Origin of the sequence: Acetobacterium paludosum (assembly GCF_008086595.1) — a bacterium.
GTDB lineage: Bacteria > Bacillota > Clostridia > Eubacteriales > Eubacteriaceae > Acetobacterium > Acetobacterium paludosum.
This window is the reverse complement of record NZ_RXYA01000005.1, coordinates 127,884-141,550: the sequence shown is the minus strand read 5'-3', so window position 1 is coordinate 141,550 and position 13,667 is coordinate 127,884. Positions and strand designations below refer to the sequence as shown.

The 13,667-nt window shown below is 37.5% G+C and carries 14 protein-coding genes; 11 read left to right on the top strand and 3 right to left on the bottom strand.

The window, feature by feature from the left end:
* Positions 1–9: 9 nt before the first annotated feature.
* Both hisG and FZC41_RS07000 read right to left on the bottom strand, forming a co-directional pair.
* Complete coding sequence (gene hisG, locus FZC41_RS07005) at positions 10–630, bottom strand: ATP phosphoribosyltransferase (protein ID WP_148566684.1); 621 nt, start codon at positions 628–630, stop codon at positions 10–12.
* Positions 630–1,886 carry an ATP phosphoribosyltransferase regulatory subunit gene (locus FZC41_RS07000; RefSeq protein ID WP_148566683.1) on the bottom strand — a complete coding sequence of 419 codons (1,257 nt, stop codon included), beginning with the start codon at positions 1,884–1,886 and terminating at the stop codon, positions 630–632. The genes hisG and FZC41_RS07000 overlap by 1 nt, the downstream gene beginning before the upstream one ends.
* 218 nt (positions 1,887–2,104) lie before the next feature.
* Here FZC41_RS07000 and FZC41_RS06995 point away from each other — a divergent pair, with 218 nt between their 5' ends.
* The 5 genes from FZC41_RS06995 to FZC41_RS06975 all read left to right on the top strand — a co-directional run bounded on the left by FZC41_RS06995 (position 2,105) and on the right by FZC41_RS06975 (position 7,357).
* Complete coding sequence (locus FZC41_RS06995; RefSeq protein ID WP_148566682.1) at positions 2,105–3,928, top strand: sensor domain-containing diguanylate cyclase; 1,824 nt, start codon at positions 2,105–2,107, stop codon at positions 3,926–3,928.
* Between the two features lie 16 nt (positions 3,929–3,944).
* A complete protein-coding gene (locus FZC41_RS06990) occupies positions 3,945–4,598 on the top strand; it encodes an HAD hydrolase-like protein (protein WP_207725031.1) in 654 nt (217 codons plus the stop codon).
* Between the two features lie 117 nt (positions 4,599–4,715).
* Positions 4,716–5,579: a 16S rRNA (adenine(1518)-N(6)/adenine(1519)-N(6))-dimethyltransferase RsmA gene (gene rsmA, locus FZC41_RS06985; RefSeq protein ID WP_148566681.1), complete on the top strand. Its 864-nt coding sequence runs from the start codon at positions 4,716–4,718 to the stop codon at positions 5,577–5,579.
* An 81-nt stretch (positions 5,580–5,660) separates the two neighbouring features.
* On the top strand, positions 5,661–6,560 hold the full coding sequence (locus FZC41_RS06980; RefSeq protein WP_148566680.1) for an ABC transporter ATP-binding protein: 900 nt from the start codon (positions 5,661–5,663) through the stop codon (positions 6,558–6,560).
* Entirely contained in the window at positions 6,557–7,357 is an 801-nt protein-coding gene (locus FZC41_RS06975) for an ABC transporter permease subunit (protein WP_148566679.1), read from the top strand. Before FZC41_RS06980 ends, FZC41_RS06975 begins: the two co-directional genes overlap by 4 nt.
* Positions 7,358–7,419: 62 nt before the next feature.
* On the opposite strand, the gene FZC41_RS06970 is transcribed toward FZC41_RS06975, so the two are convergent.
* Positions 7,420–8,313 carry a fumarylacetoacetate hydrolase family protein gene (locus tag FZC41_RS06970; protein ID WP_148566678.1) on the bottom strand — a complete coding sequence of 298 codons (894 nt, stop codon included), beginning with the start codon at positions 8,311–8,313 and terminating at the stop codon, positions 7,420–7,422.
* 365 nt (positions 8,314–8,678) lie between these two features.
* Here FZC41_RS06970 and pyrB point away from each other — a divergent pair, with 365 nt between their 5' ends.
* Genes pyrB through FZC41_RS06940 form a run of 6 tightly spaced genes read left to right on the top strand, consistent with a single transcriptional unit; the run spans position 8,679 to position 13,648 of the window.
* A complete protein-coding gene (pyrB, locus tag FZC41_RS06965; RefSeq protein WP_148566677.1) occupies positions 8,679–9,617 on the top strand; it encodes an aspartate carbamoyltransferase in 939 nt (312 codons plus the stop codon).
* A complete protein-coding gene (locus tag FZC41_RS06960; RefSeq protein ID WP_148566676.1) occupies positions 9,601–10,035 on the top strand; it encodes an aspartate carbamoyltransferase regulatory subunit in 435 nt (144 codons plus the stop codon). The genes pyrB and FZC41_RS06960 overlap by 17 nt, the downstream gene beginning before the upstream one ends.
* 15 nt (positions 10,036–10,050) lie before the next feature.
* Positions 10,051–11,223, top strand: a complete 1,173-nt coding sequence (locus FZC41_RS06955) for a dihydroorotase (RefSeq protein ID WP_148566675.1) — start codon at positions 10,051–10,053, stop codon at positions 11,221–11,223.
* Positions 11,198–12,058, top strand: coding sequence for an orotidine-5'-phosphate decarboxylase (gene pyrF, locus FZC41_RS06950; protein ID WP_148566674.1), 861 nt, complete (start codon positions 11,198–11,200; stop codon positions 12,056–12,058). Before FZC41_RS06955 ends, pyrF begins: the two co-directional genes overlap by 26 nt.
* Entirely contained in the window at positions 12,049–12,750 is a 702-nt protein-coding gene (locus FZC41_RS06945; RefSeq protein ID WP_148566673.1) for a dihydroorotate dehydrogenase electron transfer subunit, read from the top strand. The genes pyrF and FZC41_RS06945 overlap by 10 nt, the downstream gene beginning before the upstream one ends.
* Positions 12,743–13,648, top strand: a complete 906-nt coding sequence (locus tag FZC41_RS06940; protein ID WP_148566672.1) for a dihydroorotate dehydrogenase — start codon at positions 12,743–12,745, stop codon at positions 13,646–13,648. Before FZC41_RS06945 ends, FZC41_RS06940 begins: the two co-directional genes overlap by 8 nt.
* Positions 13,649–13,667: the final 19 nt, after the last annotated feature.

Sequence of the window (13,667 nt, the reverse complement as noted above, 5' to 3'; positions counted from 1 at the left end):
GTTCCTTCCTCAAAGCTGGGTTTTAAATTCCTTAATAATAGGATCAATTAACTCATGCTTGGTTTTTAAACTGACTTGATTCACAATTAAGCGTGAACTAATGTCACAGATTTCTTCTAATACGTTCAGACCGTTTTCTTTTAAGGTGTTGCCGCTTTCAACAATATCGACAATACAATCAGATAAACCGATAAGCGGTGCCAATTCAACCGATCCGTTTAATTTAATGATATCCACTGATTGACCTTTAGTGTGAAAGTATTCTTTGGCAATAACTGGATATTTGGTACCAACCACCAGTTTCTTTCCATAGAGAATTGGTCGGTCTTTAAATCCAGCAACACACATTTTACAACGTCCGATATTCAAATTAAGCATTTCATATACCTGAGCAGGATGTTCCATTAAAACATCCTTTCCTACGATGCCGATATCAGCGGCACCCTTCTCGACATAAATGGGAACATCAGGGGATTTCACTAAAAAGAATTCAACGGTGCCGGTCGTATCGGTAAAAATAAGTTTACGGCTTTTTTCGGAATAATCTTCGAAAATATAGCCCAATGCGACGAGGAGTTCAATGGCCTTTTTAGCAACGCGGCCCTTTGCAAGGGCAAAACGGATAATCATTATTGTACCTCACTTTCTGTATCAACGGAATCAAGCGGTAATAATTGATTATTGTTTTCAGTGTAAAGATTTCCTTCAGACAAAAGATAAAGTTTCGCATTTTTATAAAGCTGGTTTTTTCGGAGTGAGTGAACGTGATCTTCCCATGTTCCCTTAATCAAAAAAACTTCAGCAATAGAGCCATTTGCTCTAAATTTTTCGGCAACTTGATAAGCGGCAGCTTTGTCGGTGCAATTATAAAAAATGACATTCCTGCTTTGATCATCCTGAGGTAACAAGTTTTCCTGTTCCATGTAATCAATCACTTTTAGAAGATCAATGGCAAAACCGCAGGCAGGTCGGGGTATTCCGAATTTTTCAGATAAATTGTTATAACGACCGCCACTAATAACCGGTTCGCCGCAATTGCTGATATAACCTTTAAAATTTATATCAGTGTAGTAGTTCATTTGGTTGGTAAATCCCAGGTCAAAGATAACATATTTGGAAAGCTCCATTACTTCTAAATGATGATATATTTCTGAAATCTGTTCAACCACCCATTCCATTTTTTCGTTAATGCAGAGTTCTTTCATGTCCTTTAGCACTGTTTTCGGTTTACCGTACAGCGTGGGAAGCTTCAGAATGATCTCTTTTTTGTCAGTCGATAATTTCAGTTGGTCTAAATAGGCGGCAATATCGCCAATGTTCTTATTTTCAATGTATCGAAAAAGTGTTTCTTTTGCCTTAGGTGATAAGGCTAATTCATCAAAAAGATAATTAATGAATCCGACGTGGCCAAGATCAATGTGGACATCTTTAATACCATACTCGAGAAGCGATAGAATCGCAAGGGCAATCACTTCGCCGTCACATTCTGGACTATTATTTCCAAAATATTCAATTCCAATTTGTGTAATTTCTTTTTTAACCATCTCTGGTGAAGAAAAATTTCGGTAAATATTAGTTTGATATGAATATTTAATGATTTCATCAGAATTTGGATGATTCATGGCTGCCATCCGAGTGATTGGCAGGGTTGCATCCGGTTTTAATACGAGAACTTTTCCCTGATGATTCACCAGCTTAAAAAGATCGTCGCTGGGAATAGAATCTTCATGAACGTAAAGATCATAGGTTTCAAAGGTTGGTGTTGATATCTGATGATAGCCGTAGGACCGGTAAAGCGACATGAGTTTATTAATAATTTTTTGCAATGAAAAATAATCTTGATGCTGAATATTTTCAAAGCCATCAATGGTGTAGTTAAAAAGCATATGTACCTCCAATACTTCATTACAGTAGCTTGATAAAGCGATAATATCATTTTAACACTTTATTTTTATTTGTCAAAGCTTTTAATGGATTTTTAATATTTATTTATTATAGTATATCCATGATTTAAAGGCAAATCGTGGAATCATAAGTTAAAATATAAAAAACGTTTGTATAAGTTTGTATCGAAAGTGTGGCATCAGAAAGTAAGGTATTCACGATGGTTGATTTTTCTAAAATTTTCACCAGTGACCATATAATAATGATGGTAGTCGTTGCGACCATCGTTTTTTTTGGTTGGATTTTATTTGTAGTGTTGAAGTCGAAAGAAACCAAACGAAGGATTAGTAACTATGAGGTCTGGCTAAAACTTTATGAGGGATTAATCAATCTGGTAAAGGAGTGTGCACTACTTGTTGATGAGGCCGGAATAATTCAAACAATGAACGATCAATGCTTGAATTATTCCGGGAAAACAGCAGAAAAAATGATTGGAAAAAGTATTCAACGCCTTCAGACAGATTATATGCATAGTGATCATCGCGAAGCATTTAAGAAAGCAATGAGTGAGACGGGGATTTATGAATTTGATATAAAATATTTCCATAATAGTGGAGATATTATTCCTTTTCATGTTGTGGTTAATTTAATTGCAATTGAAAACAAGAAGAATGAACCTCAAACGTTTTATTGCGTTACCGCAGTTGATTTAAAAACGACAAACGAAAAGGATGATTATATTAATCAACAACAGGATGAGTTGTTAGAGATACAACATTTGGCCAAATTAGGCTATTGGAAAATCGACTATTTAACAAAAAAGATCTACTGGTCACGAGAACTTTATAGTATACTAGGTTATGAAGAGGGTGAGGTTGAGCCAACTCTTGATATTATTTATTCCATGGCTTATGAAGATGATCAAAACCGCGTGTGGAAGGCTTTTTTAAGTGCGTTCCAGAATCAAAAAAAAGTGGATACACAGTATCGAATAAAAAATAATCGGGGTGAAATCCGTGATATTTATTTAAGAATTCGGCATTTTTTTTCGGACGGCAATGAACATTTAAGAACAATAGGGATACTGCAGGACATAACGGCGCAAGTCGATTTAAGAGAAGAACTTAATGCGCAGCTTACTTATACGGATACGGTTTTAAACAACTGTAGTCTACTATATATTGAATGTAACAGTGATTTTCAAGTCAGTAGCATTAATAATCAGGTTAGTCACCTGATTGGGATAAATAATGAAGCTGCTCGGGGAAAACAATTACTTGACGTCTTCGGAAAATTAAATCGAACTCATAGAAAATTTGTTGAAGAAAATATGAATTTCAAGAAGCCTATGCCTATAAAAGATTACACTGGCGATATTCATTATATCCAATGGGATCACGCAACGTTTACGAAAAAAAATAATGAATTTGCAAATATCCTTCTTGGTATTGATATTAGTGAGACAATTAAAAAACGTAAAGCACTTGAAGAATCATTTGCATTGGATCCAATTACAAAACTTCCCAATCGTTATAAATTGGACCAGGTATTGGATAATTATTTTGAAAAAAACGGAAAAAGACAAGATAAGCATCTGGTCTTATTATTCATTCATATCAAAGGACTTTTTGTTGTCGCAGATGGGTTCGGACAGAGTGCCGAAGATCAAGTGATAAGGTTGATCAGCGAGCGTTTGTATAGTGCAATTGGGAAATACGGACTTTTTGTCCGGCGATATGCGAATCAATTTGTTTTATTTTATCCTTGTGATATTGATGAGGAAAGAACAATTGAGCTCTGCAAATTAATTACTGAGTTATTAAAGATACCCTTTACGGTGAAAGATTCTCAAATAAAACTGGGAAGTCATATTGGAGTTTCAAAATTTCCGGAGCATGCAAGTTTCAAAGAAGATCTTGTTCGTTTTGCAAGTGCTGCAATGCATGAAGCACAGCATTTGAATGTCGATTATTATTTTTACAATCAAGATTTGGAACTGGACGTAAAGGAAAAAATGAAGAAGTACAGAACAATTAACTATTAAATTAGAGGAGTCATATATGACCTATAAATGTGTGGTTTTTGATTTTGATGGTACTCTCGCTGATACTGAAGAGAAAGCCTTCAACATATACAATCAACTGGCATCAAAATACAAATACAGTACGGTAACAATGGAAGAATTGCAGCATATAAAAAATCTTCATATTAAAGAAATAAAACAAATTGTTGATATCCCATTTTTTCAGTATCCGAGGGTATTGAGAGAAGGACAGAAGTTATTAAAGGAAGAATCCAGTGATATTAATGCATTTTCTCCGGACATTCATGCATTTTTTACGGAACTCAGAAAAGAAACAGATCATACTGGTATTTTGACGTCGAATATAAAAAAGACTGTTGCACAGTTTCTCAAGACCTATGAATTGAGTCATGAGATTGAATTTATAATGTGTTCGGCTTTAATGTCCAAAGGAAAAAAAATAAAAAAAGTATTAAGAAAATATGATATTGAACCCAGCGAAATGTTATATGTGGGAGATGAATCCCGTGATATTGAAGCATGTCAAAAGGTTGGGGTAGATGTGGTTGCAGTAAATTGGGGTTACAATACACCACTTGCTCTTGAACGCTGCAAACCAACATTTATGATAGAAAATTTGTGGGAAGTTATCGATATAGTAAGGAAGAACAATAAAATTAAGATGGCTTAGAATATAATAAACGAAGGGGCTTCACGGAAATTAGAATACAGTGTATAATAGTTAAGTTATTGATTTATAATCGTAATTTTATTATCTGCAGCAAAGTTTAAAAATTGAAAGGATTTTATGGAAAAATTAACATCCCCACACGTAATTGAAACACTATTAAAAAAATATGACCTTCACTTTAATAAAAGATTTGGACAGAATTTTCTAATCGATGAAAATATTGTAAGGAAAATTGCGATGGCTGGAGAAGTTGATACAGGAGATCTCGTTTTAGAAATTGGCTCCGGGATTGGAACCCTGACTCAAGTTCTTAGCGAGAATGCCAAGAAAGTCGTCACGGTGGAAATAGATAAAAAATTGATTCCGGTACTTCATGAAACACTGAGAGACTGCAATAATGTTGAAATCATACAAGGCGATATTCTTAAAACGAATGTGCGAGAACTTCTTGGTGATGACATCGGGAAGTTGCCGATTAAAATTGTTGCGAATTTACCTTATTACATTACAACTCCAATCATTATGGGTTTTTTGGAATCGGACTTACCCATTGAATCGATGACTTTTTTAATTCAAAAAGAAGTCGGAGAGCGTATTTGCGGTGGACCGGGTACAAAAGCGTATGGTTCATTGAGTATTGTTGCTCAATTTTATGCTGATATTAAACTTGATTTTAGTGTACCATCTCATGTTTTTATTCCCAGACCAAAGGTTGATTCCGTTGTCGTTACCTTTAAAAAACTGGATTCTCCAAAATTCAAGGTGGAAAACAAAGAACTGTTTTTATCGGTTGTAAAGGCAAGCTTCTTAAATCGTCGGAAGACTTTGATCAACGGTTTAACAATGAACACCATTTTTGATAAAGAAGTGCTGCTTAAGGTATTAGAAGAATGCAGCATCGCACCAGGTATTCGAGGCGAAACATTAACAGGGTCTGAGTTTGCTAATATTGCCAATCATTTGAACAATTATATTAATTGAAAAAGCGATAAAGAATACAGTTGGTTTACTTGATAATAAAAAATCTCGAAATTGATTATTTATTTTAAAGGAGAGAAAAGTATGATTGAAACAAGGGACATCACCCTTAAGTATTCAGGCAATAAAGGAATATTTGACTTAAATTTTAAGGTTGAAAAAGGCGAAGCTTTTGGTTACATTGGGCCAAAAGGTGCTGGAAAAACATCAACAATTCGTGTCTTAATGGGATTAAGTCATTCCAGCAAAGGGCTAGCAACCATAAATGGATTGAATTGCTTTAATAAAGCAGCAGCCATTCAAAAAATAACTGGCTATATTCCAGAGGAAACTTCTTTTTTTGATGGGATGCGGGTTAAAGAATACCTTAATTTTATTTCGCGAATGCGCGGTTCAAGTCGGTCCAAGAAAACGGGATTGAGAGATTCATTAATTGAACGTTTCGAATTGGAAACTCGAGGAAAAATTGAGAACCTGTCCAATGATATGAAGCAAAAATTGGCAATTGTTACTGCTTTCATGCACGATCCGGAAGTTCTGATTTTAGATGAACCCACAAATGGACTCGATCCTCTTATGCAGTCGCGATTTGTTGATTTGATCATTGAAGAAAAACGCCAGGGAAAGACAATTTTAATGGCAACACATATGTTTGAAAATGTCGAACGTACCTGTGATCGGGTAGGAATTTTAAAAGAAGGGCACATTGTTGCCCAAGATGATATTATTCAGGTGAAATCGGCAGAGATAAAATCGTATTTTGTGCGATTTGAAGCTCATCCGAATTTAGAACAATTAAAAAAATATGGCTTTGGCTACAAACAGTTTTCTGAAAAAGATTATGAAATACTTTGTCAAGGGGATCGTATTGATGCTTTAGTAAAAGTATTATCTCATGAGAAGGTTTTAGTATTCAACTCAAACACGCAGACATTAGAAGAAATTTTTCAAAAGTATTATAGTAAGGAGGCGATAAACGCATGAGTATTCCTTTGTTTCTTAAAGACATAAAAGATAACATTTTCCTGCTATTAATTTTTGTTTTTTTGATGTCGTTGTATCTGGGGGTTATTATTTATATGTATGATCCAAATGGTGTCGGAGCACTTGTGGATATGTTGTCATTATTACCAGTTGCATTGGTAAAGGCGATGAGACTTAGCACAATTGACAGTGGGCTAACTGGTTTTATCGGCAGTTTATTCTACGGAATTATAATTTATCTTTTTCCAATGGTTTATTGTATTATCCTCGGAAATCGTTTGGTCGCAAAATGGGTCAATGATGGTTCTTTTGCCTGCTTATTGACAACCCCAAATAGTCGCGTGAAAATCATTGTGACGCAAGGCCTATATATGGTGTTTTCCATCATTGTCTTATTTTCTGTTCTTTTTCTTGTGGGCTTGGCAATAAGCGGGTATTGTTTTCCAGGAACACTTGATAAGTCCGTATTTTTTGAACTTAATCTCTGTGCGTGTCTATTGACAATAACAGTTGGAATGATTTGTTTTTTCTTTTCTTGTTTGTTTAATGACACAACATTATCTTTAGGTTTTGGCGCGGGAATCCTCATTATCTTTTTCCTGTTTACCATACTCAGTGGTATTTCGGACCTAACTGCATTTTTAGGAAAATATTCATTATATAATGCTTTTAACAGCCTTGCAATTGTAAAAGGCGAAGCGAATATTGTGACTATATGTGTCGGCTTTTTAACAATTAGTCTGCTTTTATTTGCAGCAGGAGTCGGCGCTTTTGGAATTAAGCGTCTGCCTGTTTAAAATCGCAAAAAGCGCATCCGAAATTATTGGGTGCGCTTTTCTATAGTCTAAATTCAAGATGATTATTCAATAATATTTCTTAGAACACCTATTTTTTCAATTTCTGCTTCGATTTTGTCGCCATGCTGTAAAAACAGGGGTGGCTTTCTTGCACACCCAACTCCGGCAGGTGTTCCGGTAAGAATGATATCTCCAGGAAGTAGTGTTATTCCTTTAGATAAATCGCTGATGATTGTTGGAATGTCAAAAATCATATGACTTGTAGTAGAATGCTGTCGGATTTCATCATTGACCCGGCAGGTTAATGCGATATTAAAAGGAATTTTCAATGTGCTTTTATGAAGAATTTTTGGTCCGAGTGGACAGAAAGTATCAAGACTTTTACCTTTATACCACTGGGAATGTTTCTTTTGCAAATCACGCGCAGTAATATCGTTGGCAATGGTGTAGCCAAAGATATACTCCTCGGCTTTTTCCTTGGGGATATCCGAGCCTTCTTTTCCAATTACAATGGCAAGTTCAACTTCATAGTCAATTTCTTTGGTTGCATTGGCATGGGAGAGGATAACCGTATCAGGACCGGTGACAGACGTTGGCAGCTTAGAAAAATAAATAGGGCTTTCCGGAAGTTCGGTCAATGAAGGAATATTTTTAATTTCCTTAGCATGATCCGCATAATTCTTTCCCAGACAGAAGATATTTCTTGGCGGTTTGGGAATTGGAGCCAACAGTTTTACCAGGCTGAGGTCAATCCCAAGATTCGGATTTGCAGTCATTATGTTTTGAACATCAGATAACAATTTATCGGTAGCCATTGGAATAAAATCGATTAATCGTTCTGGAAATTTGAGACCCATAAGCTTTCCAATTGTTGTAATTGGTAAAACTTTTTTTTCATCCGCAGTTAGGATGCCGCCTTCACTAAAAGCATTATATTGATAAGTTACAAAATACATATAGAATTCCTCCTTCTTTTCTTTTTTATCATATCACTATACCGATTGAAATTCCAGATGATTTGTCTATTATGAAAAGGAAAGTTGTGAAAAAGTAAAAATAGAATCGCCGTCATAGTGTTAGAAACAAAATAGTCAAAATAATATCTTAAGATGACGGTTTCTTTAATGAAAGAGCATTGACAATTTCGGATAATTAAATTATGATTATTGTAATTTAGTATGCATGCTCATATTGAGCGTGGCATAAAAGGTGAAAAACAAACCATTTAATTAGGAAAAATGCCTATTACAAAGTATGCCGCTATTATTTTTAAGCGGCTTGTTTTTTGCCCATAATTGTGTTGATGAATAGGAGGAACATTATGTTAAAAGGAAGACATTTAATCGAACCTAACGACTTTTCGCTAGACGAAATTGAATCGATTATGCAGCTGGCTGATAATATTATTGCAAACCCAGAGGGTTATTCTATGGTTTGTAAGGGAAAATTATTAGCCAGCCTTTTTTATGAGCCTTCGACTCGTACGCGTTTTAGTTTCGAAGCCGCCATGCTTCGCTTAGGTGGCGAAATTATTGGATTTGATGATCCAAATAATTCATCAGTTTCTAAGGGAGAGAGTTTAGGAGATACCATCCGAACCATTGAATGTTATTCGGATATTGCCGTTATCCGGCATCCACGGGAAGGAACGGCACGGCTAGTGTCAAAGTTTGCTAAGAATATGCCGATTATTAATGCCGGCGATGGGGGACATGAACACCCAACTCAGACATTGACAGATTTACTGACCATTCGGAAATTTAAAGGTGGGTATGACAATCACGTGGTTGGCGTTTGCGGCGATTTACTGTTTGGCCGGACGATTCACTCGTTGGTAAAAATGCTAAGTCGATATCAGGGGGTAAAGTTTGTTTTTATATCGCCAAAAGAACTGCAGATGCCCGAAAATATTCTCAATCTGTTGGATGATGGGATTTATAAAGAAACCACAAACCTGGATGAAGTGATTGGAGACTTGGATATACTTTATATGTCCAGAGTTCAACGGGAACGTTTTGTCAGTGAAGAAGAATATCTTCGGTTGAAAGACTATTATGTACTTGATAAAAAGAAAATGAAGAGTGCAAAAAAAGATATGATCGTGATGCACCCATTGCCACGGGTTAATGAGATTGCCACAGAGGTTGATGATGATCCCAGAGCGGTTTATTTTACTCAGGCAAAATATGGGATGTACGTGCGAATGGCACTGATTGCCAAACTTTTGGGGGTGGAGGATAAAAATGATAAATGTATCTAAACTAAAAAAGGGAATCATTATTGACCATATCGAAGCAGGTCACGGCTTTGAGATTTATAAGGCGCTCCACCTCAATGATATAGATGATGTGGTCGTTCTTCTGAAAAACATTCCAAGTAAAAAAATGAAGCAAAAAGATTTGATCAAAATTGAAACAGATATGCAAATTGATATGACGGTTTTAGGCCTCATTGATCCCAATGTCACCATAAATTTTGTCAAAAATGGAGAAATGTATAAAAAGGTCAAACTTACGCTTCCGCAAGTTGTCAATGGAATCATGAAATGCAAAAATCCTCGCTGTATTACGCAGTATGAAGATGTCAGAGAAATAAAATTTTATTTAGTTAATGAAGAAAAAAAGCAGTATCGTTGTGAATATTGTGATGCTTTTACTACCTTTATTGAAGAAGACTAAAAGAAGGAGGGACACATGAAAACCTTGATCAAAAACATTGAAATTGTTGATGCTGAAGGACTGCGATCCGGCAAGGTATTGATAGAAGATGGAAAAATAAAAAAAGTTTACAAAGAAAAAGGCGTGGTTCGCGCAGCATACGATAAGGAAATCGATGGTGAGGGACATGTACTGATGCCGGGATTCATCGATATGCACTGTCATTTAAGAGATCCTGGCTATGAATACAAGGAAACCATGGAAACTGGGATGAAAGCAGCTTTGAAGGGCGGATTCACATCTTTAGTTGCCATGGCCAATACCAAACCAATCATTGATAATGCGGAAATCCTTAATAAAAATCTAAACAAAGCGACAGAATTGAATCTTTGTAAGCTGATTCAAGTGTCGGCAGTGACCAAGAATTTCAGCGAAGAAGAATTAGTCGATTTTGAAGCATTGCGAACACTGACCAATGTGTTTTCCAATGATGGCGTTTCTATTTTAAATGAAGATACCATGGTAAAAGGTTTGAAAGCATCCGCAGAAAATGACTTTATTCTGTTAACCCATTGTGATCCGGAAACAGCTTTGGTTAAACGGGATGTTGGGCTTCTGGAAAGTTATGGCGGCCATTTACATGTTTGTCATATTAGCAAGAAAGATACCTTGGAAGTCATTCGGATGGCGAAAGAAAAAGGTCTGGATATTACCTGCGAAGTGACACCCCACCATCTTTTTGCATCAGCGATGGAATACCGAGTGAATCCGCCTTTTAGAACCTACCCCGACCGGCGATCATTAATTGAAGGCATTAAAGACGGGATGATTGATATGTGTGGGACGGACCATGCCCCTCATTCAGAAGAAGATAAGCAAAATGGGGCGCCTGGCATTAATAATTTTGAGATGGCATTTTCTATGTATTATACTGTGTTTAATCAAAATAAAATCGGGCTGGAAAAATTGAGTGAAATGTTAAGCTATGCACCGGCAAAACGGATGGGGCTAAAGACCGGTCTTGTTAAAGAACGATATCCGGCAGACTTAGTTTTAGTTGATCTGAATTGGGAGGGTAAAATCAATCCCAAAGATTTCATTTCTAAAAGCAGAAATAATCCATTTGGGGGAGAAACGCTTAAAGGCAAAGTTTTAATGACGATGGTGAAGGGAAATATAAAATATGATGATAATGGATCGGCTTTATAAAGATGCGATAAAAAAAGGCCCGATTTGTGTGGGTCTTGATACGACACTTAAATTTTTACCGCAGTATTTGCTTCTAAAAGATTGGTCTGATGGTGAAAAAATAACAGCCTTCAATAAGAAAGTGATTGATGCCACAGAAGATCTGGCAGCGGCCTACAAGGTTCAAATTGCGTGCTATGAATCCCTTGGGTTAGATGGACTCAAGGCATATAGCGAAACGGTAAAATATGCCAGAAATAAAAACATTGTGGTGATTGGGGACGTAAAGCGGGGGGATATTTCATCCACTGGAGACCAATATGCCAAAGGTCATTTTACCGGTGATTTTGAAGTGGATATTATGACGGTTAATGCTTATATGGGAGAAGATGCGGTGTCACCATACTATTCTTATATTAAAGACAATAATAAGGGCATTTTTATTCTTCAACGCACGTCAAACCCATCAGCAGTTGATCTGCAAAACCTGAAAGTTCAGGATGATTTCATTTATGAAATCATGGGTGATAAAATCGAAAAATGGGGCAGTGCTTTCAGAGGCGAATGTGGATTCAGTTCCATTGGTGCCGTTGTCGGCCTGACGCGACCAGACGAATTTGCAGCCATTCAAAAAAGATGCCCTCATACCTTCTTTTTGGTACCGGGTTATGGTGCCCAGGGAGGTAAAGGGGAAGACATCGCCAATATCCTTAAACGCACCCGATGTGCGGTTGTCAATTCATCCCGGGGCCTGATTACCGGGCATCAAAAAGCAGGATGTGAAGATGAGGGTTTTGCAGAGCACATCCGAAATGCGACGCTGGCAATGAAGGAGGATATTCTCCAATGGCTATAATCCGGAGTAACGAATTTATCAGTCCCGGGATTTGCAAAATGACGGTTGCGTTTACCGGTGCGGTTTTGCCGGGTCAATTTTTTATGCTGCGGGCCTGGGATAAAGATCCGTTATTATCCAGACCGATTAGTGTTCACGATTATGAGGCCGGGAAATTGACCTTTTTATATCAGGTAGTGGGTAAAGGAACCGAAATTTTATCCTGTCTAAAAGCTCAGAGTGAAGTGATCCTGCAGGGACCGTTGGGTAATGGCTTTCCCCAGATTGTCGGGGATCTCTGTGTAGTTGGCGGAGGCATTGGAATCGCGCCGTTATACTATTTCGTGAAGGATTACAAGAAAAAAAATCCACAGGGAAACTGTCGGGTATACTTGGGTTTTCGAGACAGCTCCTATTGTGTGGAATCCTTTAATGCGATTGCAGATGAAGTGAATTTGAATATCGGCGGAATGATCACCGATCAACTGAAGGTAGCATCCAACGAGGTTGTTGTAACCTGCGGTCCGGAAGTAATGATGAAATCAGTCGCAAAAGCAACGCCGGCAGAAAATCTGGTTTATGTATCAATGGAAGCTCGCATGGCTTGTGGAATTGGTGCTTGTCTGGGTTGCACCTGTGCGACAAAATACGGAAATAAAAAAGTCTGTAAAGATGGTCCGGTTTTTTTAAGCGATGAGGTGTTTTATGTCTAAACAACTTGAAACAAAATTCAATGAGATTCTCTTTAAAAATCCGGTTGTTCCCGCTTCCGGCACTTTTGGCTTTGGTCGGGAATATGAAGCATATTATGATTTGGAAAAACTTGGCGGACTTTGTTCAAAAGGTCTGACCTTAGAACCGCAATCAGGAAACACCGGCATACGCTTATGGGAAACACCTGCAGGCTTAATGAACAGCATCGGTTTGGAAAATCCGGGAATCGAGGCTTTTATCGAAAACGAATGGCCACATCTAAAGAGCCTTGACACCGTAACCATTGTCAATGTTGGGGGAAAAGATGAAGAATCCTATCTGAAGGCCATTGAAAAACTGAATGCCATTGATGTGAAGCTCATTGAGCTGAATATTTCCTGCCCCAATGTGAAGGCGGGCGGAATGGCTTATGGCATGACAGCGGAGACCGCAGGAGATATCACCAAAAAAGTGGTGGACATTTCGAATCATCCGGTGATGGTGAAATTATCGCCAAACGGGGATTCAGTGGCTGATATTGCGCGGGCCTGTGAAGCATCCGGCGCTCAGGGTATTTCTCTGATTAATACCATTCAGGGGATGGCCATCGATTATAAAAAAAGGGCTGTTGTTTTTGACAACCTGTATGCCGGGCTTTCCGGACCGGCGGTTAAACCCATTGCCCTGCGAATGACGCATCAGGTTTGTCAGGCGGTTAACATACCGGTAATGGCGATGGGCGGAATCAGCACCTGGGAAGACGCGCTGGAGTTTATTATGGCAGGGGCAACCTGTATTCAAATTGGGACCGTGAATTTTATTAATCCCCTGGCACCGATTGAAATTATTGAAGGACTGGAAGTTTATTGTGAAAAAGAAGGGCTTGCCAATATCTCGGAAATCCGTGGGATTATATAAACAGCAAGTTAAGAGAAAG

Bases quoted from the DNA above. Each gene is read 5' to 3' on its own strand.
- FZC41_RS06945 (WP_148566673.1), top strand. From the start codon at position 12,049: ATGGCTATAATCCGGAGTAACGAATTTATCAGTCCCGGGATTTGCAAA.
- rsmA (WP_148566681.1), top strand. From the start codon at position 4,716: ATGGAAAAATTAACATCCCCACACGTAATTGAAACACTATTAAAAAAA.
- pyrB (WP_148566677.1), top strand. From the start codon at position 8,679: ATGTTAAAAGGAAGACATTTAATCGAACCTAACGACTTTTCGCTAGAC.
- pyrF (WP_148566674.1), top strand. From the start codon at position 11,198: ATGATGATAATGGATCGGCTTTATAAAGATGCGATAAAAAAAGGCCCG.
- FZC41_RS06970 (WP_148566678.1), bottom strand. From the start codon at position 8,313: ATGTATTTTGTAACTTATCAATATAATGCTTTTAGTGAAGGCGGCATC.
- FZC41_RS06990 (WP_207725031.1), top strand. From the start codon at position 3,945: ATGACCTATAAATGTGTGGTTTTTGATTTTGATGGTACTCTCGCTGAT.
- hisG (WP_148566684.1), bottom strand. From the start codon at position 630: ATGATTATCCGTTTTGCCCTTGCAAAGGGCCGCGTTGCTAAAAAGGCC.
- FZC41_RS06955 (WP_148566675.1), top strand. From the start codon at position 10,051: ATGAAAACCTTGATCAAAAACATTGAAATTGTTGATGCTGAAGGACTG.
- FZC41_RS06940 (WP_148566672.1), top strand. From the start codon at position 12,743: ATGTCTAAACAACTTGAAACAAAATTCAATGAGATTCTCTTTAAAAAT.
- FZC41_RS06960 (WP_148566676.1), top strand. From the start codon at position 9,601: ATGATAAATGTATCTAAACTAAAAAAGGGAATCATTATTGACCATATC.
- FZC41_RS06980 (WP_148566680.1), top strand. From the start codon at position 5,661: ATGATTGAAACAAGGGACATCACCCTTAAGTATTCAGGCAATAAAGGA.
- FZC41_RS07000 (WP_148566683.1), bottom strand. From the start codon at position 1,886: ATGCTTTTTAACTACACCATTGATGGCTTTGAAAATATTCAGCATCAA.
- FZC41_RS06995 (WP_148566682.1), top strand. From the start codon at position 2,105: ATGGTTGATTTTTCTAAAATTTTCACCAGTGACCATATAATAATGATG.
- FZC41_RS06975 (WP_148566679.1), top strand. From the start codon at position 6,557: ATGAGTATTCCTTTGTTTCTTAAAGACATAAAAGATAACATTTTCCTG.